The organism is Herpetosiphon giganteus (genome assembly GCF_016907925.1).
Classification (GTDB): Bacteria; Chloroflexota; Chloroflexia; order Chloroflexales; family Herpetosiphonaceae; genus Herpetosiphon; species Herpetosiphon giganteus.
The window spans coordinates 12,474-32,085 of sequence record NZ_JAFBCZ010000041.1 but is presented as its reverse complement, the minus strand read 5'-3'; the positions used below and the strand labels follow the sequence as shown (position 1 = coordinate 32,085).

At 51.1% G+C, this 19,612-nt stretch carries 23 protein-coding genes and 1 riboswitch; of the genes, 14 read left to right on the top strand and 9 right to left on the bottom strand.

What is annotated here, in order from left to right:
* Positions 1-19 precede the first annotated feature (19 nt).
* The 9 genes from JOD20_RS24200 to JOD20_RS24160 all read right to left on the bottom strand — a co-directional run bounded on the left by JOD20_RS24200 (position 20) and on the right by JOD20_RS24160 (position 8,427).
* Positions 20-1,237, bottom strand: a complete 1,218-nt coding sequence (locus JOD20_RS24200) for an acyl-CoA dehydrogenase family protein (RefSeq protein WP_204757745.1) — start codon at positions 1,235-1,237, stop codon at positions 20-22.
* A 29-nt stretch (positions 1,238-1,266) separates the two neighbouring features.
* Positions 1,267-2,397, bottom strand: coding sequence for a DPP IV N-terminal domain-containing protein (locus tag JOD20_RS24195; protein ID WP_204757744.1), 1,131 nt, complete (start codon positions 2,395-2,397; stop codon positions 1,267-1,269).
* A 20-nt stretch (positions 2,398-2,417) separates the two neighbouring features.
* Positions 2,418-3,311, bottom strand: coding sequence for a diacylglycerol/lipid kinase family protein (locus JOD20_RS24190; RefSeq protein ID WP_204757743.1), 894 nt, complete (start codon positions 3,309-3,311; stop codon positions 2,418-2,420).
* Entirely contained in the window at positions 3,308-4,075 is a 768-nt protein-coding gene (locus tag JOD20_RS24185) for a response regulator (RefSeq protein WP_204757742.1), read from the bottom strand. Before JOD20_RS24185 ends, JOD20_RS24190 begins: the two co-directional genes overlap by 4 nt.
* Positions 4,051-4,740: a Maf family nucleotide pyrophosphatase gene (locus JOD20_RS24180; RefSeq protein WP_204757741.1), complete on the bottom strand. Its 690-nt coding sequence runs from the start codon at positions 4,738-4,740 to the stop codon at positions 4,051-4,053. Before JOD20_RS24180 ends, JOD20_RS24185 begins: the two co-directional genes overlap by 25 nt.
* 74 nt (positions 4,741-4,814) lie before the next feature.
* Positions 4,815-5,945 carry a tyrosine-type recombinase/integrase gene (locus tag JOD20_RS24175; protein ID WP_239584051.1) on the bottom strand — a complete coding sequence of 377 codons (1,131 nt, stop codon included), beginning with the start codon at positions 5,943-5,945 and terminating at the stop codon, positions 4,815-4,817.
* Between the two features lie 92 nt (positions 5,946-6,037).
* Positions 6,038-6,196, bottom strand: coding sequence for a hypothetical protein (locus JOD20_RS24170; RefSeq protein ID WP_204757740.1), 159 nt, complete (start codon positions 6,194-6,196; stop codon positions 6,038-6,040).
* A 148-nt stretch (positions 6,197-6,344) separates the two neighbouring features.
* A complete protein-coding gene (gene imm40 / locus JOD20_RS24165) occupies positions 6,345-7,214 on the bottom strand; it encodes an Imm40 family immunity protein (protein WP_204757739.1) in 870 nt (289 codons plus the stop codon).
* 259 nt (positions 7,215-7,473) lie between these two features.
* Positions 7,474-8,427: a DUF4274 domain-containing protein gene (locus JOD20_RS24160; protein WP_204757738.1), complete on the bottom strand. Its 954-nt coding sequence runs from the start codon at positions 8,425-8,427 to the stop codon at positions 7,474-7,476.
* Between the two features lie 171 nt (positions 8,428-8,598).
* Here JOD20_RS24160 and JOD20_RS24155 point away from each other — a divergent pair, with 171 nt between their 5' ends.
* From JOD20_RS24155 to rnc, 14 genes are all read left to right on the top strand, one after another.
* Positions 8,599-9,231, top strand: coding sequence for a hypothetical protein (locus JOD20_RS24155; RefSeq protein ID WP_204757737.1), 633 nt, complete (start codon positions 8,599-8,601; stop codon positions 9,229-9,231).
* A gap of 133 nt (positions 9,232-9,364) precedes the next feature.
* Positions 9,365-9,730, top strand: a complete 366-nt coding sequence (locus JOD20_RS24150; protein ID WP_054533236.1) for a hypothetical protein — start codon at positions 9,365-9,367, stop codon at positions 9,728-9,730.
* Between the two features lie 317 nt (positions 9,731-10,047).
* A riboswitch (FMN riboswitch) is annotated at positions 10,048-10,182 on the top strand.
* A gap of 152 nt (positions 10,183-10,334) precedes the next feature.
* A complete protein-coding gene (locus JOD20_RS24145; RefSeq protein ID WP_204757736.1) occupies positions 10,335-11,159 on the top strand; it encodes an ABC transporter permease in 825 nt (274 codons plus the stop codon).
* An 18-nt stretch (positions 11,160-11,177) separates the two neighbouring features.
* Positions 11,178-12,212, top strand: coding sequence for an ABC transporter substrate-binding protein (locus JOD20_RS24140; RefSeq protein ID WP_204757735.1), 1,035 nt, complete (start codon positions 11,178-11,180; stop codon positions 12,210-12,212).
* 75 nt (positions 12,213-12,287) lie between these two features.
* Positions 12,288-12,869 carry a YdeI/OmpD-associated family protein gene (locus JOD20_RS24135; protein ID WP_239584050.1) on the top strand — a complete coding sequence of 194 codons (582 nt, stop codon included), beginning with the start codon at positions 12,288-12,290 and terminating at the stop codon, positions 12,867-12,869.
* 66 nt (positions 12,870-12,935) lie between these two features.
* Positions 12,936-13,517: a YdeI/OmpD-associated family protein gene (locus JOD20_RS24130; RefSeq protein ID WP_239584049.1), complete on the top strand. Its 582-nt coding sequence runs from the start codon at positions 12,936-12,938 to the stop codon at positions 13,515-13,517.
* Positions 13,518-13,582: 65 nt separating this feature from the next.
* Positions 13,583-13,990 (top strand): hypothetical protein, encoded by a 408-nt coding sequence (locus JOD20_RS24125; protein WP_204757732.1) that lies wholly within the window; start codon positions 13,583-13,585, stop codon positions 13,988-13,990.
* Positions 13,987-15,171, top strand: coding sequence for a glycosyltransferase family 4 protein (locus JOD20_RS24120; protein ID WP_204757731.1), 1,185 nt, complete (start codon positions 13,987-13,989; stop codon positions 15,169-15,171). Before JOD20_RS24125 ends, JOD20_RS24120 begins: the two co-directional genes overlap by 4 nt.
* Positions 15,172-15,183: 12 nt before the next feature.
* Entirely contained in the window at positions 15,184-15,564 is a 381-nt protein-coding gene (locus tag JOD20_RS24115; protein ID WP_204757730.1) for a nuclear transport factor 2 family protein, read from the top strand.
* Positions 15,565-15,630: 66 nt separating this feature from the next.
* The gene (nrdR, locus tag JOD20_RS24110; protein ID WP_054533243.1) at positions 15,631-16,083 is read left to right on the top strand and encodes a transcriptional regulator NrdR; all 453 of its coding nucleotides are present in this window, start codon (positions 15,631-15,633) and stop codon (positions 16,081-16,083) included.
* Positions 16,084-16,091: 8 nt separating this feature from the next.
* Positions 16,092-16,958, top strand: coding sequence for a restriction endonuclease (locus JOD20_RS24105; RefSeq protein ID WP_204757729.1), 867 nt, complete (start codon positions 16,092-16,094; stop codon positions 16,956-16,958).
* A gap of 20 nt (positions 16,959-16,978) precedes the next feature.
* Positions 16,979-17,440: a 6,7-dimethyl-8-ribityllumazine synthase gene (gene ribH, locus JOD20_RS24100; RefSeq protein WP_204757728.1), complete on the top strand. Its 462-nt coding sequence runs from the start codon at positions 16,979-16,981 to the stop codon at positions 17,438-17,440.
* Positions 17,441-17,565: 125 nt separating this feature from the next.
* Positions 17,566-18,807 (top strand): beta-ketoacyl-ACP synthase II, encoded by a 1,242-nt coding sequence (fabF, locus tag JOD20_RS24095; RefSeq protein ID WP_204757727.1) that lies wholly within the window; start codon positions 17,566-17,568, stop codon positions 18,805-18,807.
* Positions 18,808-18,870: 63 nt separating this feature from the next.
* Positions 18,871-19,581, top strand: coding sequence for a ribonuclease III (gene rnc / locus JOD20_RS24090; protein WP_204757726.1), 711 nt, complete (start codon positions 18,871-18,873; stop codon positions 19,579-19,581).
* Positions 19,582-19,612 lie beyond the last annotated feature (31 nt).

Genomic DNA, 19,612 nt, shown 5'->3' with positions numbered 1-19,612 from the left:
ACCTCGGAAGACTACAGACTTAGACGTTGCGCTCAGGATAGCCATAGCGTTTTAAGATTTCACGGGCGACAACCATTTTGTGCACTTCATCTGGCCCATCGTAAATGCGCGATGCTCGGCCTTGTCGCCACATAAAGGCCAGCGGCGTATCGTCGGAAACCCCTAAACCGCCATGAACTTGAATCGCCCGATCAAGCACATTCATGAGCATTGCCGCAACGCTAAATTTAATCAGTGAGATGTCAATTCTGGCTGATTTGGCCCCTGCTTGATCAATTTGCCATGCGGCGTGGAGCACACTCAAGCGCGCTGCTTGAATTTCAGCAGCACTTTCGGCAATCCAATGTTGCACTATTTGCTTATCGGCCAACGGCCCGCCAAATGCCACCCGCTTGGTGCTATACTCGCACATCAAATCGAAGGCGCGTTGGGCTTGGCCAAGCCAGCGCATACAATGGTGAATGCGGCCTGGGCCGAGGCGAGTTTGGGCAATTGCAAAGCCCGACCCGCGCTTGCCAAGCAGGTTTTCGGCAGGCACACGCACATTGGTATATTCAATTTCCCAATGGCCGCCGCCAGTCGTATGGCCCATCACCGAGATTGGCCGCACCAAGGTCAAGCCTGGCGTATCGGCAGGCACAATAATTTGGCTATAGCGCAAATGGGTTGGCGCATCGGGATCGGTTTTGGCCATAACGATGCCAAAGCCAGCGCCATTGGCATTGGTGCTATACCATTTGCGCCCGTTGATCACCCAGTGATCATCGATCAGTTCGGCGCTGGTTTCGAGCAAAGTTGGGTCGGCTCCGCTGACCTCAGGCTCGGTCATGCTGAAAAACGAGCGGACTGCTGCTTGCTGCAAGGGCCAGAAAAATTGTTCGTGCTGGGCTGGCGTGCCATAGTGCCAAAGAATTTCGGCATTGCCACTATCGGGGGCGTTCGAGCCAAAAATGCGCGGCGCAAAATACGAGCGCCCGATAATTTCGTTGAGCAGCCCATATTCCATAATCGATAAGCCCATGCCGCCAGCCTCGCGTGGCAGATGGCCCGCCCACAAGCCTAATTCTTTGACCTCTGCTTGCAATTGCCGAATCTCAGGGTGGTCTTCTGAGCAAGCAGGATAGGCTTTTTCGTCGTAATCGAACCATGCTTGCTCGTTGGGATAGACCTTTTCAACCAAAAATTGGCTAATTTGCTCACGCATTGCGGCAATTTGGCTGGGAATCGCAAAATCCATGGGCTTCGTTGCTCCTTGGTGGATGGGCCTTATTTAGCCCATGCCATCCCTGAATCGACATCAAACAGGTCGCGCCGAATATCGACTGGCTGGCCGAGGCTAGGCGTATTGCCTTGAATCGAGAGATCGGCAATCGAAAGGGTTACCTGATCGTTGATCGTGAAAAAGGCCAATTTACTGCCATCAGGCGACCATGTAGCTTGGCGCGAACGGCCAGTGCTGGTGAGTTTAATCGGCGCACTGCTAACTTTGCCAGTCGCATCGGGAGCGGGCACAATAAAAATATCGCTATAGCCATTTTCGCTCTTGGTGAAGGCCAACCATCTGCCATCAGGCGAGAACGCTGGGTCAAGCGCACCTTTAAATGTATCGTCGTTTGGCCCTTGCAGTACGCCGTACTCGTCATTGCCACCTGGGAGATCAAGCACCGCATAGCCAAGTTGAATGTCGGCCACTTCGCAGCCAAAACAACGCTCGGCCTGACTGTAGACAATCATCGAACCATCGGCAGACCAGGTTGGGTGGCTCAAATCGGTATCTGCTTGGACAAAGCGTTGAAAGCTGGCAGTTGGAAAATCGCCACTGCCAATGCGGCGCGTACCATAAATATAGAGCGAAAGCGGATACTCTTGGTACGAATCGCCGCCGACGCTACGTGGAGTTTGGGCCTGCGAGACATAGCTAAGAAACTGGCCATCTGGCGACCAACGCGGGTAGAAGGCCCAGCGAATGCTTTGGACGTGATCCTCGGAACGGGCTGGAATTCCCGCTGGTTCGTTATTGGTTACCTGCTGTTTGTTGGAGCCATTGGCATTCATCACCCAAATATCGGCGAAGCTTTCTTCGCGTTGAATGTAGGCAATTTGGCTGCCATCTGGCGACCAACTTGGCTGATATTTTTTGTGTGATGTGGTGATGCGCCGAGCCTCGGTGCCTTCGTGGACCCAAATATCGCCTGAGCCATTTTCGACCCGCACGAAGAGCAATTTGCCGGGAACATTGCTTTGGTTTTCGACCACAATTTGGGTAGCTTGGGTTTCATCGACTGCTGGTTGAGCTTCAGTGGTGGGGAGGGCCTCCATGGTTGGCAGGGCTGAGCCTGCTTCACTACAGGCGGCCAACAAACAAAGCACGATCAGCAAATAGAACGAACGTCTCACACAGAACCTCATCTACAGGGTTAGTTGATTTCAGTGGTACGCGGTAAAAGCACGCGTAGCGCTTGCGGAACGACCCGAAAGGTCATGGGAGTGGTGCCAATTGCATCACCATCGACTTGAATTGGCAAAGGCTTGGAGCACGCAATCTCGATCTCACGAGCTTGGCGATATTCTAAGCCTTGGATCATCCCATAGCCGCGGAACAAAATTCCCGCAAGCAATTTGGGGGCATCGAGGGCACTATCGCCCATCATCGTACAAACATCAAGCATTCCATCGCGCATGGCTGCCCGATAGGCAATGTTGAGTACGCCGCCATACAGCCGTGAATTGCTAATCAGCACAAACAGCGCATTGCCCTTGAGTGGCTCACCATCAAGGCTGATGCGGGTGCGGGTGCCGCGTAAGCGCCAAAGCACTGGCAAACTTTTGATCACATAGGCCAAGCGGCCTAAGCGTTTTTTATCAGCAGAACGTACTTCGCGGGTAATCGCCGCATCGAGGCCAATCCCAGCCATCAGCAAAAAATAACGCTCATTGGCTTGGCCAACATCAACCAGTTCGACATGGCCATCGGCTAATTGACGGGCTGCATGCAACGGATTGAGCGATTGATGCAATTCGCGCACCCAGACGTTGCCCGTGCCAACTGGCAGCGCTCCCAAAGCGGTATCGGTGCCAACGAGGCCATTCATGACCTCGTTGATCGTTCCATCGCCACCAGCCGCCACAATGAGATCGTTGCGTTTGGCTTCTTCGCGGGCAAATGTGGTTGCATCGCCTGCGCGACGGGTTTCGCGCAGCCGAACTTGCCAACCTTGGTTACTGCGCCATTCGGTGATACCTTTGGCAATTGCACGACGTTGATGGGCATTGCCTGCCATTGGATTAAGAATGACTGTTACTCGTTTCATTCGTCGTCATCATCTGCATTATTAAAATTCAGTGCCTGCGAGCCACGGCGTTCAATGCTTTCCAACAAGGTTGCTGGGGTTTCGATCCAGCCTCGGCGCAGCGCATACAACACCGCTTGCGTTCGATCATTCAACGAAAGCTTGCGCAAAATCGATGAAATATGGTTTTTGACGGTTTGGGTGCTAATTTTGAGCGCATCGGCAATATCTTTGTTGGTTGCGCCGCTGGCAATATGCTCCAAAACCTCAATTTCTCGGTCGCTCAACGGTGAGAATAAGCTAATATCAAGGTCTGGCTCGGCCACAATGCCCGTTTGCAAACCACGGAACTGAGTCAAAATCCGATCAGCAACCCGTGGATCTTCAAACATCACATCGTTAATCACATATTCGCCACGCGCCACTCGTCGCAAGACCGTTGCCAAGGTTTTGGGGCTAATTTCCTTGGAATAATAGGCGGCGGCTCCGGCGCGCAAGGCATTGAAGGCATGCTCATCGCTTTCATAAACGCTCAACATCACCACGCCAATATTCGGGTATTGGCGGCGAATGGTGCGGGTAAATTCCAAGCCATCCATGTTGGGTAAGTTCAAATCGGTTAGCACTACATCTGGCTCATGCTCAGAAATTAAGACCAAGCCTTCTTCGGCACTAGAACCCTCGCCAATGATCTTAATATCGCGTTCGCTTGACAGCGCCCAGCGCACCCCTTGGCGGAACAACGGGTGATCATCGACCATCAGCACTTTGACTGTTGCATACATAGTGGTTCCTTTGCTAATGTAGCACGCCAACGCTGCCATGCTTGCTCAACGCTATAGGGAATTGCAATTCCCGCTTGGCTCAACAAACTGGCGGTCGTTGGAAGCGGTAGCCCAACAACGGTTGTAAAACTGCCTTGAACCTCTTCGACCAGCCGTCCGCCAATGCCTTGGACTCCATAAGCACCAGCTTTATCCATTGGCTCGCCAGTTGCGATGTAGTCCCAAATCTCAGCATCGCTGAGCGGCGCTAAATGTACCTGGGCGACGACCAATTCACATAACGGCTGTTCGGAGGCGGCGGGTAGCACCACAACTCCGGTATAAACAGTATGCCAACGTCCGGCAAGGCGGCGCAGCAATTCATAAGCATGAGCCGGATCACGTGGCTTGCCCAAGATCATCCGATCAATCACCACAATTGTATCAGCTGCAAGAATCACTGCTTGCTGATTCGTTTCGCGGGCGGCTTGGGCTTTACGCCACGCTAACAAGGTTGGGTGACTGGCGAGGCCTAAATCGAAGGCTGGAAGTTGCTCCACAATCGCCGGAGGAACCTGATCTTGGCGCTCTTCCCCATCATTTGCCTCAATTATAAACGACAGGCCCAAACTACTTAACAAATCATGCCGTCGTGGTGAGGCCGAGGCCAGAATTAAGCTATCCACGCTGAATGGTACTCCACAAGCCAAACTCAATTGCTGTTCATCATAACCCAAACAGGTAAAGCTGCAAGTGGCAATTAGGCTTCATCATCATCGTCAAGCGCGCCATCGTCGCTCAATAAGCTTACGCCGTCATTGGCAATCGCCTGTTGGGCAATGTAGCGGTTGGGCGTATTGAGGTTGGTCCAGCCGCCTGCATCGCGTAGAGCTTGCACCGGAATGTTGGTTTGGGCTACGCGGGTCGCCCACGAATGGCGCAAATCATGCGGCGCAAGGTTGTTAATGCCAATTAATTTGCCAAGCTGCACGATGCGTTTGTGAATTGCCCGCTCAGAAATGCCAAACCCAATTTGATTGCCTTTGTGATCAAACGCCGCCAAGAGCGCGGTTTGGGGATTGGCTGGTTGAGCAATTACTTTTTGATATTCGCGCAGGGCTTTGGCGGTATCGCCAATCAGCCGATGTTTTTGCACTTTATCAACTTTTGGTCGATCCACCAGCAAAACTTTGCCTTGGATATGCGCCCACTTGAGCACCACAACTTCACCGCAGCGCATGCCCAAATCGACCAGCAAACAGACGATCAGATAATCGCGCCAGCCAACCTCAGGCGTGCGATTTTGCGGATTGGTGCGGGCAGCCCGTTTGAGTTCGCGAATTTGACTTTGATCTAAGATGTGAGGCGCAGCTTTTTTGGTTGAAAGCCGGGTTGGAGTTTCGGTGGCTTCACGTTGGGCATCGATCCCATCGCCTTCGCGGCGGCGATAACCCTCGACCGTATGGATGCGGCTCCACGCCTCAAGGCTCAAAACCCCAGCTTGATGCGCCAAGCGACAATAGAGCCGCACGGTGCTAAGCCGAATATTAACTGAGCCAAGCGCATAGCCTTCATTCAGCATCCAGGTGCGAAAGGTTGTGACGATGCCAACGCTCATTTCGGCCCAAGCAGCTGGCTCGGTGGCGAGAATTGGCACTTCATGTTCATCAACTGGAATCACAATGCCAATGCTAGCTAGAAAATCGGCAAAAATTTTCAAATCGGTATTGTGGCGGCGAATTGTTTGCGGGCGTTGGCGCAGGCGATATTCGATGAAACTATGCTGCGCCGAAATCTGGTCGGCGACAACACTGCGTTGCTTCATGACGTTGGTGAAATTGGGCGCAAGAGGATTATTGCCCTGCTGTGGAATTAACTCAAATTCATCCATTATCAGCCTCGTTGTAGCGGATGGATGCAGTGTAGCCGATCTCATGACCGCTTGTCAAAGCACGCTTGTTCGTATGTAAACCCTTGGTTTGGCTAGAAAAAACCAAAATCTTCAAGGCTACTGACTTCGCCATCGATAATTTGCAAGAGTTTATCGGTGCGCCAAAACAAATCGCTGGCGGCAACCACAAACAGATAAACATCAAGGATGCTGCTTGGATAGCGGGCTTGATAATCAGGATCAGCAAGCAAAAAAGGTAGTGCATAGCTTAAACTTGCCTCTAGCAAGCTGCGCGTAATTGCGCATTCAAGCGAATTGATGCGGTAGCGGAATGGGAATTGGCTTGGGAAGTGCAGGCCGCGTTAATTCGTTATCCATAATACCTATCTCAGGTGCTTGTTATTTGTTGCCAAGCACAAACACAAATAGCAGCGTTTCATTCTTAGGGTTTGAATAGCGCTCGATGTAGTTGCGAGCTGCCTCCCAACTGTGCTGTGCATCCACGCTGTGGCTTAGGCCAGCATCAATGCTCCAGTTGTCGTAGGTTGGGTCAATCTGGTGGTTGGTTTGACGATAGACATCGCCGCCCAAAATCGGCTTGTGCATTGCCCGAATTAGTTCGATGGCATGCAGCGCATCTGCACGTTGCAGGCCAATCTCATTAATCATCAAAGCAGTTAATGGCGTGCCTTTGGCTTGCAACAAGCTTGCATAAGGATTCAATAATGCAATCGCCAGCCCTGCCAGCAAGAAAAATTGCTGCTTATGGACTTGCCATAACGCATTCCATTCATGCACTTGCTGCTGATCGAGCCAATAACCAGTGATCTGCTGTCCATCAAGGTTTTGCAGCTGGGTGGAAGTTTGGCTAAAGGCCTGCTTGCCTGCTAAAAGTGCCTGAACCAACTCGCCGATCGATGGCGTAGTTTCTGGTTCTTGGGCAACGATTGCGCTGCTGACATGCTTGGCGTAGCTTGCAAATTGTTGGTTTGATTGCGCGGCTGGTGGAATTTGGCTGCCAAGCAACCACAACCATGTCAGTTCGGTGCTGGATATTGGCTCAAGCGTTGCCAAATAATCGTCTGTTTGGCCTAAACTGCGCCATAATTCAGTCCATTGGGCTGCTGCAATGACGATTGGCGGTACTTTTAAATGAACATAATCATTGAGTGTCATGCTTGCCAGCCCAAATTGAGCTTGCCAAGGGCTGCAATCAAGCAGCGGCACTAATATCAGATAGTGATCGAAACGCTTGATCCTATGCGGCATTATGCTCGTTTGCTTGAAATTTAGCTGCAAGCAGGCTGCCGCATCAACCCAAACCACGAGCTGATTGGCCTCACCCTGATACAAAGGGTAAAGCCTTGTTTGATGGTGGTAGAACATGCTGAGGGTTGAATGTTGCTCAGCATGTTCCCCAAAACGCCAGCTTAATTGGGGTGTTTGCATTGATTGCCTCTCGCCTATGCTTCGCATACGTCTGAGCATAGCATAGTTTGGCGCGCGTGCCTCAATCGCTGGTTTGAATTTACTCAAGTGATGCTGTGCGGGAAAGCCAGCCAGAACTATAAGCATCGCGGAAGTCGCTTGTCGCTTCAATCGTTGCTAAGCGTTCAAATAAGGGATAGATTTGATTCTGCTCTCTGCGCACTTTTACCAGATAGCTGATTAGATTTGGTGGAAAATGCATAAAGTCCTTATCGGGGCTGATTACGCCAATCGAGCGGGTGATGCGTGAGCTACGACAAGCCCAAGTCCAAGCATAGGCTTGGCAAAGCTGCTCGGCCCAAAGCCATCCAAGGGCGAGAATTGGTTGGCGATGCGAGATTTTTTGGGTGATTGAGAGGCTTTGACGAAACTGCTCGACACACTCGGCGATTGCTTGCACGATGACAGGACTTGCTGATTGGGGCGTAAATTGCGGATTAAACGCTGTCAGTATCTGCCACGCTTGACTCAGCTTTTTGGCAACTCGCTTGGCTTCTTGGCTGGTTAATGGGCGAATCGTCGACTGCATTAACGCTTGATACTTGATAATTGGGCCTGGGCTTGGCCGTACCATGCCTTCAGGAATGGCTTGCTGGCGCTGCTCAACATAATCTTGAGTAAAATCGTCGCCATCCTCATTGGTGGGATCATAGCCAAAGGCTTGGTTTTGATAAAAGCCATTCAAATAATTTAATTCGATCTGTTTAAGTAAATCGTAGATTGCGGGATTACCTCGGTCGGCGATGAGGGCTTCACGATTAGGATATTGATAATAATAGCCAGCATTTGCCCGCCAAAAAATTAATAAGGCAGTGCCAAAATCGCAATTTGGTTGCTGAATAATCCACCAAATTGGTTCTAAATTACCGTCCCAATTCCATTGCAACATCATTTGATGCCATTGCAGAGGCTTGGTTAATTGGCGGTAATCGGCATCAAATTCTAAGACCTGCAAGACTGCATAAGCTTCTGATTTGGTTAATTGCGGTGCCATATATTCTCTCTTACAGAATGATTGAGCTTATTGTAGCCTACGTGCTTGGTTTTTCAATGGGGTTCAACCTCAATTTGCAACTAGTTTGCTGGCCGCAAAATAAGGCTTGTGCAGGATGTAATTTAGAGCTAGGATTAGACGGGTTGAATGATAAAAGCAAGAGGGGGTTATATGGATTTAGCAACTCTGGTGGCTGAAGCACAAGTTTTAATTCGTCCCTGGATGATGTTAACAACCGAGCCAAGCACCCCCGATCAGCCGATTGCTGGCTATTGGGGCGAATTAAATGCTAAATCAGGCCCAGTGCTGATTGTTGATTGTGCCTATTTGCCAATGTTGACTGAATCAACGTCCTTAATCATTGAATATGCTGCTGAATCGAATCATTCAGTCAAACTTAGCTCGTTATCACTTACTAAAGAACAATTAGCAACAATGCAGGCCTTATATGTGCAGCCAGCAACCAGTTTGCCGCCATTAGATGCAGTTTTGCACTTTGGCTCAGCAACGATTCAACAATGGATTGATTCATTTCGGGATGATCAGAGTTGGATTGGGGCTGATGATGTTGCGGATCGCGAATTAGTTGATGGCTATGAAACGCTGTATCAAGCGCAACACCCCCTGTATCGTGAAGATGCAGTTGCTTCGCTTGGTGGTTGGCATATGGTTTGGCCCGATGGCGACTGGCCCGAATTGTTGCAACAACAACTGGTTCTATGCACCTATGCTGAAGCCGAACCGTGGCTCGAAGTCTGGCGCACCCAAACTGGGCAATTGCATGTTGTGGAGCGTTTCAGCTAAATCAAGCAACTAGCTATGCTGGTGGATAGCAGGCTAAATGGATAGCCATGGAATTTGCTGCTAGCTCTTGACGGGCTAGTTTAATCCTTCTATGATACCTCTGTGTCTGGAGCGTAGAACAAAAGGACGTTGTATGAATAACATTAAACAGTCGCTCGAAGAGGCCATGAACATCGACGGTGCGTTAGGCGTTGCTTTGGTGGATTATACCAGCGGCATGACGCTTGGCACTGCTGGCGGGAATAGCGCTCTAAACTTAGAGTTGGCTGCAGCAGGCAACACTGAAGTAGTACGTTCTAAAATGAAAGTGATGAGTCGGCTTGGATTGAAGGATCAGATTGAAGATATTTTGATCACCTTGGGTTCTCAATATCATCTGATTCGAATTTTGCAAAAGAAACCTAGTATCTTCTTATACTTAGCGCTCAACAAACCGACTGCCAATTTGGCGCTTGCGCGGATTATGCTGAGCGAGATTGAAGAAAAAATCGAATTCTAACCCTGCTGGTTTTTTAAGCTAGCTTACAAGCAATTGCCAAACATGGCAGTTGCTTTTTTATATGCTCCTAAACGAGGTTTATGATCATCCATTTGCATGGAGCAGGATTTATGTTTCGCCACCCTTCCGTCCCGCCGCCGAAGGGAGACGCAGGGGGTTTTCATCCCCCTGTACCCCCAAATATTGGTTCTGTGGACTGTTAGTATGAATCGTGAATGCGCAGCTTTGTGCTCTTTGAGGGCTTCGTGGTTCCACATCCGACTGTTAGTGTATTGACAGTTACAAAACTCAGTGCTATGGTACAGGTAACTAAATACTATGGTCTTCAGGGTTAGGTGAAATTCCTTATCGGCGGTGATGGTGGTTCAGCCACATAAGCCCGCGAGCCGCAAGGTAGGATGCTGGTGTGAATCCAGAGCCGACGGTCAAAGTCCGGATGGAAGAAGATCGATCAACGTATGTGTACCTACAATGCTGTGGGTTATTTGCGTAATTCAAGCGTGCTGTCTCGTTGCAGCGACGTTTGGCTTGTGTATGCATCTACGTGTTGATTGACCCTGAGATGATTGATTCTTTTGGGGTTTTTTGTTTTTAGGTGTCACGTATGTTACAAGATTATGGCCGGATGAAGTATGTCGTAGAAGCTCCCGCTGCTCCGTTGCTCCGCAAGCAACGCCGCACCTGGCTTAGTTCGAGCCGCTTGTGGATTGGGCTTTCGCTGCTTGGGGTGCTGTTGGCATGGCGTGGCTTGGTTGCTTGGCAACAATACCCAGCTTTTGTTCTACCAACGCCTGAGGCGGTTGCTAGCCGCTGGTGGCAGGAATTGACCCAAGGCGCGTTGTTGCAACACACTTTGCGCACCTTGACCGAAGCCTTGGGTGGTTTTGGCTTGGCCTTCGCTGCGAGTTTGGTTTTGGGCTACGTTTTGGCCAATTGGCATTGGCTTGATCGAATTGTCTCGCCACAATTGGCGATTGTGCAGGCGATTCCGATTGTGGCAGTTGCGCCGTTGATTTTGATTTGGGTTGGCGCTGATTTGCGGGCTAAATTGTTGGTCGCTGCCTTGGTAACCTTCTTTCCAATGCTGAGCAGTGTGGTTGTGGCCTTGCGTAGCGTGCCGCGCGATATTCGCGAGATGGCGGCAATTAGCGGCGCAAATCGCTGGCAAAGCTTGTGGCAAATTGAATTGCCCTTGGCCTTACCAGGGATTTTCGGCGGCATCAAAACCGGTTTGGCCTTGGCGACCACTGGCGCAGTGGTCGCTGAGTTTATTGGTGGCCGCGAAGGGCTGGGCGCGTTAATCAACATCGCCCGTGGTTTATTCGATACGCCGCTGATTTTTGCAGCCTTGTTTACGCTTGGTTTGCTGACGTTTGGGTTTTATCAGCTAGCAATGTGGCTAGAACGACGTTTGGTCACGTGGGAATAGATGTGTGTGGAGCTTTCAATGCAATATCGTCGTGTCTTAGCGATTGTTGGGCTACTCTTTTTGACGGCTTGTGGCGGGCAAACTGTGGCAAATACTGCGGTTACTACTGGGGGAAATAATCAAGCCAAGCCGCTAACCAAAGTTACGATTGCCATGCCATATGTGCCAAATATTCAATTTGCACCGTTCTATTTGGCCAAAACCCAAGGCTATTATGAAGCCGAAGGCTTGGATGTAACCTTCGATTATCAATACGAAACTGATTCGGTGCAGCGTGTGGCCAATGGCTCGGTGCATTTTGGCATGGCTGGCGGCGATTCGGTTTTGTTGGCGCGGGCGCAGGGCTTGCCAATTGTCAATGTTGCGACGATCAGCCAACGCACGCCAACGGTTTTTTATAGCAAAGCCGAGCTGAATATCAAAACCCCAGCCGATCTCAAAGGCAAAACTGTGGGCATTCCAGGCCGTTTTGGAGCCTCGTACATTGGCTTGCTAGCCTTGATGTATGCAAATTCGCTGCAAGAAAGCGATTTGCAGATTCAAGAAATTGGCTTTGCTCAAGTGCAGGCGTTGAGCGAAGATAAAGTGCAAGTTGCCAGTGGCTACGGCAATAACGAGCCAATTCAACTGGCCGAGGCCGGAGTTAAATTGAATGTGATTCGGGTTTCGGATTCATTTGCTTTAACTTCTGATGGCATTATTGTGAGCGAAAGCTTGATTAAAGACCAACCAGCCTTGGTGCAAGGTTTCGTCAAAGCAACTGCCTTGGGCATGCGCGATGTTGCGGCTGATCCAGATAAGGCATTTAGCGCCAGCTTGACCGAAATTCCCGAATTGCAAGCTGCTGATGACGCGACCAAAGCCTTGCAACAAAAAGTTTTAGCCGAAACGATTGGCTATTGGCAAAGCGATTTGACCGCCAAATATGGGCTTGGCTATACCGATTTGGCCAGCTGGGAAGCAACCCATAGCTTTTTGCGCAGCCAAGGCGTATTGGCCAAAGATGTTGAATTAAGCAGTTCTTTCAGCAATCAGTTTATTGCTCAACCCTAAACCATTCAGGCGATGTTGACGTGCTCATGGATTGTATGCTTCCATGAGCACGTCATTGTATTTAAGGAGTGTGTGATGAGCGCGAAACCAAAAGCCGAATTGCCAACCCTGAGTTTTGCCGACCAAGCGGAATGGCGGGCTTGGCTCGCAGTTGAACATGCTACCAGCGCCGGAATTTGGCTCAAACTGGCCAAAAAAGCTACCGGCATTGCATCAATTAATTATGCCCAAGCCCTTGATGAAGCCTTGTGTTACGGCTGGATTGATGGCCAAAAAAAGAGCTTTGATGAGCAATATTGGTTGCAAAAGTTCACGCCACGGGGCAAAAAAAGCATTTGGTCGAAAGTCAATCGTGATCATATTGAACGTTTGAGCGCTGCTGGCCTGATGCATGCTGCTGGTGAGGCCGAGGTTGAACGGGCCAAAGCCGATGGCCGTTGGGATGCGGCCTACGATTCGCCCAAAAATGCCACGATTCCTGAGGATTTTCAGGCAGCGCTTGATGCTAGCCCAACGGCTGCTAGCTTCTTTGCCACGCTCAAACAGGCAAACCGCTATTCATTTTTATTTCGCATCCAAACCGCTAAAAAACCAGAAACCCGTGCCAAACGCATTGGCGACTTTATTGCCATGCTCGAACGTGGCGAAACTTTTTAACTTGATTTGATTGCCCAATCCTGATAAATAATGGGAGTGTGGTTGATGCATGTTAAGGAGTATGTGATGAGCGATAAAACGAAGGCCGAATTACCAACCCTGAGTTTTGCCAATCAAGCGGAATGGCGGGCTTGGCTTGAGGCTGAACATGCAGCCAGCACTGGGGTTTGGCTCAAACTGGCCAAAAAAGCGACTGGCATTGCTTCGGTCAATCGCGCCGAGGCTTTGGATGAAGCCTTGTGCTTTGGTTGGATTGATGGCCAAGCCAAACCAATCGATGAGCAGTTTTGGTTGCAAAAATTTAGCCCACGGACGAAAAAAAGCACTTGGTCGAAAGTGAACCGTGATCATATTGAACGCTTGAGCGCTGCTGGCCTAATGCACGCTGCTGGCGAAGCCGAAGTTGAACGGGCCAAAGCCGATGGCCGTTGGGATGCCGCCTATGATTCGCCCAAAAATTCGACTGTGCCTGAGGATTTTCAGGCAGCGCTTGATGCTAGCCCAAGCGCCGCCAACTTCTTTGCTACGCTTAAACAAACGCAACGCTATTCATTTTTGTTTCGCATCCAAACCGCCAAAAAACCAGAAACGCGTGCTAAACGGATTCGCGACTTTGTTGCTACGCTGGAACGCGGCGAAACCCTCTAATGCCAAACGAGGCTAGATTTGCTGCTATACTGCCCGCAGAAATCATTCTGGAATGAGGCAGACCAATGGCAGAGCAACCAGCCCCGATTGATGTTGGCGCGATTTTGGCCGAAATCCGTGATGGAATTCGCCAACGTCGCGCATCTGGTTTAACCGATCAAGCCAATGAGCCACGCCTGAGCGATGTTGATCTCAAGCGCTTGTTGGCCGAGGTTGAGGCGACGCGTGTGGTCAGTGTGCATTGGCCATTGCACGGCGAAACCTTGCCCCAAAAAGTTATTGCTACGCTCAACAAAGTGGTGCGCCGCTATTTGCGCTGGTATATCAACCCGATTGCCGAGCAACAAAATGCTGCCAACGACGCAATTGTGCGTACGTTGCATGGCGTGGTGACGACGATCGACGAGCAACGCGCCGAAATTGCCTTGTTGCGGGCGAGGGTGGTTGAACTTGAGCGCGAGCGGCAAGCATGAGAGCGCAACGCCCTGTAGCCCTTGTGACCCCATGGTTTGGCCCCGAAACCCGTGGCGGAGCAGAAGATCAAGCCCGCGATCTGGCCCATGCCATCCATGCCCAAGGTGCTGATATTGAAGTTTGGACGACGACGGGCCGCGATTCGTTTGGCGAGCGGACTGCTGCGCATTATCCTGCTGGTTTGAGCCATTGGAATGGCTTACCAATTCGGCGTTGGCCTATGGCTGCGCCTGCGATGGGGATTCCGCCAGTGGTACGGCGCTTGGCTGCCCGCTCTGGGCGGCGCTTGCCAGACCATCCAGCCCACGAAATTAACCTCTTGGGAAGTTTGCCCAACAGCGATGGCTTGTATGAACATTTGTTAGCGCATAGTGAGCGGCGCTGCATCTTTATGCCCTATCCAATGGGTTTATCGTATTGGGGCAGCTTTTTGGCCCAAGGCCGCGCCTACCATATTCCCTGCTTGCACGATGAGCCATATGCCTACTATTCGACCTATCGCGAGATGTTGCGGCGCGCGCAAGGGATTATTTTTAATAGCCGCCCTGAGCGCGATTTGGGTTTACGCCTGTATGAGCTTGATCCAGCCAAAACCAGCGTTGCTGGCGAAGGCATTGATTTGGCGCGGGTTGGCGATGCGGCGCGCTTTCGCCAACACTATGGGCTGGGCGATGAGCCAATTCTGCTCTATGTTGGGCGCGCCGATTGGGGCAAACATGTGCCGCAATTGTTGGCCTATTTTCGCGAGTGGAAGGCTGAAACAGGCCGCCCGCTGCGGTTTGTGCGGATTGGCGCTGGCGAGCTGAATGCGCCGAGTATTTTAGACCCGTGGGTATTGGATTTGGGCTTTGTCGAGCCACAAACCAAGTATGATGCTTATGCTGCGGCGAATGTCTTTTGCCAACTTTCGACAATTGAAAGCTTTTCGATTGTGCTGATGGAGAGTTGGCTGCAAGGCCGCCCAGCCTTGGTTAACGCCGATTGTCCGGTGACGACCGATTTTGTGCTGCGCAGCGGCGGCGGCATTCCCTGCCAAGGCTATCGTGAATGGGCGAGCGCGCTGAGCTATTTGCTTGATCGGCCTGAACTCAGTGCTGCGATGGGTGCAGCAGGCCGTGAATTTGTGCTGCGTGAATGTCGTTGGGAAGCAGTGGCCCAACGCACCTTGGCTGCACTCTAGGAGAAGCATGCGATGCCCAATCCCTATGAAATTGTCAGCACATTTTGGCAATTGATGCAAAGCAATGATTTTACGGCGGTTGGCGTGGTGTTGCACGACGACTATACGCTCGATTGGCCGCAATCGAATGAACGGATTCGTGGCAGAGTTGCTTTTGCCCAAATCAATGCTGAATATCCTGCTGCTGGGGCTTGGCACTTTACGATCAATCGCTTGGTTGCCAACGAAACTGAGGCTTGTAGCGATGTTTCGGTCACTGATGGCCAGGTGCAGGCGCGGGCAATCAGCTTTTTTACAATGCAGGATGGGCTGATTATCAAGCAGGTTGAATATTGGCCTGAGCCATACCCTGCGCCTGCGAATCGCCAACATTTGGTTGAACCGATCGCCTAAGCATCATTCGTGGTGCTCATGGGGCCGTGGTATAATGAATCTACTAAACTAGGCTGAAGAGGAATTATGCGCTGCCCGTATTGCCCTGGCGAAAGCGCAGTGATCGATACTCGCGAACTTGATAATGGTGAAACAATCCGCCGTCGTCGTCGCTGCAAACACTGTGATCGCCGTTTTACAACCTATGAACGGGTTGAATCTGTCAATGTCATGGTCGTTAAGAAAACTGGCGACCGTGAGCCATACGACCGCGAGAAATTATTGCGTGGTTTACGGGTTGCGGCCTATAAACGGCCTATCTCAGCCGATGTAATTGAAACGTTGGTAACGGAAGTCGAGGCCGCCCTGATTGCCTACGATGCGCTAGAAGTTCCTAGCTCGGTCATCGGCGAACAGGTGATGGAGCGCTTACGCTCACTCGATGAGGTAGCCTACATCCGTTTTGCCTCGGTTTATCGTTCATTTAGCGATCTTGGCAAGCTGCGCGAAGCTGTCGAAGAACTTATGGAAAAGGAATAGTAGCTGCAATGGCAACTCCTGTATCTCAAGAAACCAAAACTGATCTGAAAGATTCTAAGCCCCAAGCGGCGAAAGTGCCGTTGCTTTGGCGACAACTCTGGATCGCTGGCTTGCTAACTGGGGTGGTTTGGTGTTTGGTCATTTTCGCACCATTCTCCTGGGTTATTTATTTGGCTGGGGTGATTCCGATTGGCGGCGGGATTTATCTTGGCCGTAAGATTCAAGGTCGGGCCTTGGTGCATGGCGTGATTTTCTCGCTGATTGCGAGCGTCACTGCTTTGCTGATTGGCTCGGTGCTTGTTTTTGGCTTTAATGCCAAGCCAGGCTTGAACGACCCGAACCAACCAGTTCCGAGCCAGCAAGGCAACTTCTTGACGGTGGCGATGATGATTGCAATGACGTTGCTGCCCTTCCCTGCTTATGGCACGGTGATGGCGCGACGTGGCCAAGAGCGCACCCAAGCAATGCGCGATGAAATGGCCTCGCGCGGTGGCCAACTCGAACGCCCAGGCCGCGTCGTTAGCATCGAAGATTTGGAATCGTTGACCTTGCCAAAATTTGGCTCATGGGTTGCCCAGCTTTTCCGCTCGAATAACTTCAAGCTCAAAAACTACAAATTCGATAAAGATGTGATTGATCTATATCTTGAGCGCAACGAAAGCACCGAGCTTTGGCTGGTGCGCTGTACGATCAGCGAATCCCTCAAGCCAGGCCAAGTCCAAGAGCTGTATCAAGATTTGCGCGACAACCCAGAATGGCACAAAGGCGTGATTGTTACGCCGCTGAAGGTGCAAGAAGGCGCACGCAAATCGGCAAAAGCCCGCCCGAACGTCGAAGTACTCGATGGCGAAACCTTGCTCGAAATGAATGGCTAAATTGGCCTTGAGGATTATGCATGAACGTGATTGAAGGCAACTTGATCGGCACAGGCTTGCGAATTGCAATCGTGATTGCACGCTGGAACGATTTTATTGGCGGCAATTTGCTTGAAGGCGCGGTCAATACGCTCAAGCGCCATGGCGTTGCCGACGATGATATTAGCGTGGTGTGGTGCCCTGGCTCGTATGAGATTCCGCTGGTGGTGAAGAAAATTGCCGAGCGTGGCCAACACGATGCAATTATCACCCTTGGAGCCGTGATTCGTGGCGCAACCTCGCATTATGAAGTTGTGGTCAATGCGGTTTCGAGCGGCGTAACCAAAGTCATGCACGATACAGGCATTCCGGTGTTGCTGGGCGTGCTGACCACCGACACAATTGAGCAAGCGATTGAACGGGCTGGCACCAAGGCTGGCAACAAAGGCGCTGAGTGCGCGGTTGCGGCGATCGAAATGGCCAATTTACTCAAGCAACTCTAGCCCAAGTTTGTTGTTTTGGATTGCTGCGAGAGGTCAGCCAAGCATGCTTGGTTGGCCTCTCGGTCGGTTTAGGGAGTTGCTGCTATAATGATGCGGCACTTTGCTATGCACTAGGAGGTTTTGCTATGAATCGACGTGTCGTCGTCACAGGATTGGGCACGATTAGCCCATTGGGCCTCGACGTGCCATCTTTGTGGGAGGGCATTGTCCAAGCACGTTCGGCAGTTCGGCGAATTACCCAATTCGACCCAACGAATTTTAGTGCTCAGATTGCCGCAGAAGTCCATGGCTTTGATGCCGCCAACTATATGGATAAAAAAGAGGCACGGCGCAACTCGCGCTTTGTCCATTTTGCAGTGGCAGCAGCCAAAGAAGCCTTGCGCAGCGCCGATCTGACTATTACCGATGAAAATGCCGATGATGTAGGGGTCATCATTGGTTGTGGCGTTGGTGGTCTCGATAACTTTACAACCTATTTGCGCGTGATGGATACCAAAGGTCCCGACCGAATTACGCCATTTTTGATTCCAATGATGATTGTCGATATGGCGGGCGGGGTTGTGGCGATTGAAATTGGGGCACGTGGCCCGAATTTCTGCCCTGTTTCAGCCTGTGCCACCTCGGGCAACGCCATTGGCGAGGCTTGGCACGTGATTCGGCGTGGCGAGGCCAAAGTTATTTTGGCTGGCGGGACCGAAGCCGCAATTACCGAAATTGGGATCGGTGCCTTTGCCAGCGCCCGCGCGCTTTCAACCCGCAACGACGATCCTGCAACCGCCTCACGACCATTCGATAAAGATCGCGATGGCTTTGTGATGGGCGAAGGCTCTGGCGTGCTGGTTTTGGAAGATTATGAGCATGCGGTTAGCCGTGGCGCAACCATTTTGGCCGAATTGGTTGGCTATGGCGTGAGCACCGATGCCTATCACATCACAATGCCCGCCGAAGATGGTTCAGGCGCGGTCAAAGCCATGCGCATGGCTTTGCGTCACGCAGGCTTGGAGCCACACGAATTGGGCTATTTGAACGCGCACGGTACTTCTACTCCCGTCAACGACCGTACCGAAACTTTGGCCATTAAAAAAGTGTTTGGCGATTACACTGCCAAATTGCCGATTAGCTCAAATAAATCGCAAATTGGCCATACCTTGGGCGCTGGCGGCGCAATCGAAGCAGTCATCGGCATTCGCGCCATGCAAGAAGGCCTGATCCCCGCCACGATCAATTATCACACCCCCGACCCAGAGTGTGAGATTGATTGTGTGCCGAACACACCTCGTCAAGCGCAATTCTCCAGCTTTATGAGCAATTCATTTGGCTTTGGCGGCCATAACGTTAGCCTGTTGTTCAAGGCTTTTGAAGCCTAAAAACCCTGCGAGCTAGCTGGATTATTGCAATTCGGCTGGCTCGCGTAGCTTAACATTGCTGCTATGGATTTAAATAAACTACAAACTGAACTTGGCTATACCTTCAACGATGTCGCGTTTTTACGGGCTGCCTTGCTGCATCGCTCGTATGTGCATGAACACCCAGAAGCTGGCTCAGAATCGAACGAACGGCTTGAGTTTCTTGGCGATGCGCTTTTAAATTTTATTTGTGGTTCTTTTTTGTTTCACGAGTTTCCTGAGCTTGGCGAGGGCGATCTCACCAAAATGCGCGCGATGTTGGTGCAAACCCGCACCTTAGCGAGCCTTGCACGGCGCTTTGATCTTGGGAGTTATGTGCAGATTAGTCGTGGCGAGGAACGGGCCAAGGCTCGTGAGCGCGATAATTTGTTGGCCGATGCTTTTGAAGCCTTGTTGGCGGCGATTGCGCTTGATGGTGGCTGGCCTGCCGCCCGTGATTTTGTGCTGCCCTTGCTCAAATCGGTTAAGGCCAGCGGAGTCCAAAATCAAGATTACAAGACCGACTTACAACAGTTTGTCCAAGGCCGGATCAATCTAACGCCCAATTACCGTGAAGTTAATGTGACTGGCCCCGACCACGAACGCACCTGGACAATTGAGGTTTGGGCTGGCGAGACGTTGTTGGGCGTTGGTATCGGTACCTCAAAAACCATGGCTTCGCAGGCGGCAGCCAAAGTAGCGCTCGAAGCGCTTACCTCCGAAACAATTGGATTAACTGCGCCTGAACAACGCTAAATTGAGGCTGGTGTGCGCCAGCCTCAATTTA

What these genes read in the sequence shown, in the direction of transcription:
- JOD20_RS24105 (WP_204757729.1), top strand. Translation starts at nt 16,092, where the DNA reads ATGGCAACTCCTGTATCTCAAGAAACCAAAACTGATCTGAAAGATTCT.
- JOD20_RS24115 (WP_204757730.1), top strand. Translation starts at nt 15,184, where the DNA reads ATGCCCAATCCCTATGAAATTGTCAGCACATTTTGGCAATTGATGCAA.
- nrdR (WP_054533243.1), top strand. Translation starts at nt 15,631, where the DNA reads ATGCGCTGCCCGTATTGCCCTGGCGAAAGCGCAGTGATCGATACTCGC.
- ribH (WP_204757728.1), top strand. Translation starts at nt 16,979, where the DNA reads ATGAACGTGATTGAAGGCAACTTGATCGGCACAGGCTTGCGAATTGCA.
- JOD20_RS24175 (WP_239584051.1), bottom strand. Translation starts at nt 5,945, where the DNA reads ATGGATGAATTTGAGTTAATTCCACAGCAGGGCAATAATCCTCTTGCG.
- JOD20_RS24200 (WP_204757745.1), bottom strand. Translation starts at nt 1,237, where the DNA reads ATGGATTTTGCGATTCCCAGCCAAATTGCCGCAATGCGTGAGCAAATT.
- JOD20_RS24145 (WP_204757736.1), top strand. Translation starts at nt 10,335, where the DNA reads ATGTTACAAGATTATGGCCGGATGAAGTATGTCGTAGAAGCTCCCGCT.
- JOD20_RS24150 (WP_054533236.1), top strand. Translation starts at nt 9,365, where the DNA reads ATGAATAACATTAAACAGTCGCTCGAAGAGGCCATGAACATCGACGGT.
- imm40 (WP_204757739.1), bottom strand. Translation starts at nt 7,214, where the DNA reads ATGCCGCATAGGATCAAGCGTTTCGATCACTATCTGATATTAGTGCCG.
- JOD20_RS24140 (WP_204757735.1), top strand. Translation starts at nt 11,178, where the DNA reads ATGCAATATCGTCGTGTCTTAGCGATTGTTGGGCTACTCTTTTTGACG.
- JOD20_RS24190 (WP_204757743.1), bottom strand. Translation starts at nt 3,311, where the DNA reads ATGAAACGAGTAACAGTCATTCTTAATCCAATGGCAGGCAATGCCCAT.
- JOD20_RS24155 (WP_204757737.1), top strand. Translation starts at nt 8,599, where the DNA reads ATGGATTTAGCAACTCTGGTGGCTGAAGCACAAGTTTTAATTCGTCCC.
- JOD20_RS24135 (WP_239584050.1), top strand. Translation starts at nt 12,288, where the DNA reads ATGAGCGCGAAACCAAAAGCCGAATTGCCAACCCTGAGTTTTGCCGAC.
- JOD20_RS24130 (WP_239584049.1), top strand. Translation starts at nt 12,936, where the DNA reads ATGAGCGATAAAACGAAGGCCGAATTACCAACCCTGAGTTTTGCCAAT.
- JOD20_RS24160 (WP_204757738.1), bottom strand. Translation starts at nt 8,427, where the DNA reads ATGGCACCGCAATTAACCAAATCAGAAGCTTATGCAGTCTTGCAGGTC.
- JOD20_RS24120 (WP_204757731.1), top strand. Translation starts at nt 13,987, where the DNA reads ATGAGAGCGCAACGCCCTGTAGCCCTTGTGACCCCATGGTTTGGCCCC.
- JOD20_RS24125 (WP_204757732.1), top strand. Translation starts at nt 13,583, where the DNA reads ATGGCAGAGCAACCAGCCCCGATTGATGTTGGCGCGATTTTGGCCGAA.
- fabF (WP_204757727.1), top strand. Translation starts at nt 17,566, where the DNA reads ATGAATCGACGTGTCGTCGTCACAGGATTGGGCACGATTAGCCCATTG.
- rnc (WP_204757726.1), top strand. Translation starts at nt 18,871, where the DNA reads ATGGATTTAAATAAACTACAAACTGAACTTGGCTATACCTTCAACGAT.
- JOD20_RS24185 (WP_204757742.1), bottom strand. Translation starts at nt 4,075, where the DNA reads ATGTATGCAACAGTCAAAGTGCTGATGGTCGATGATCACCCGTTGTTC.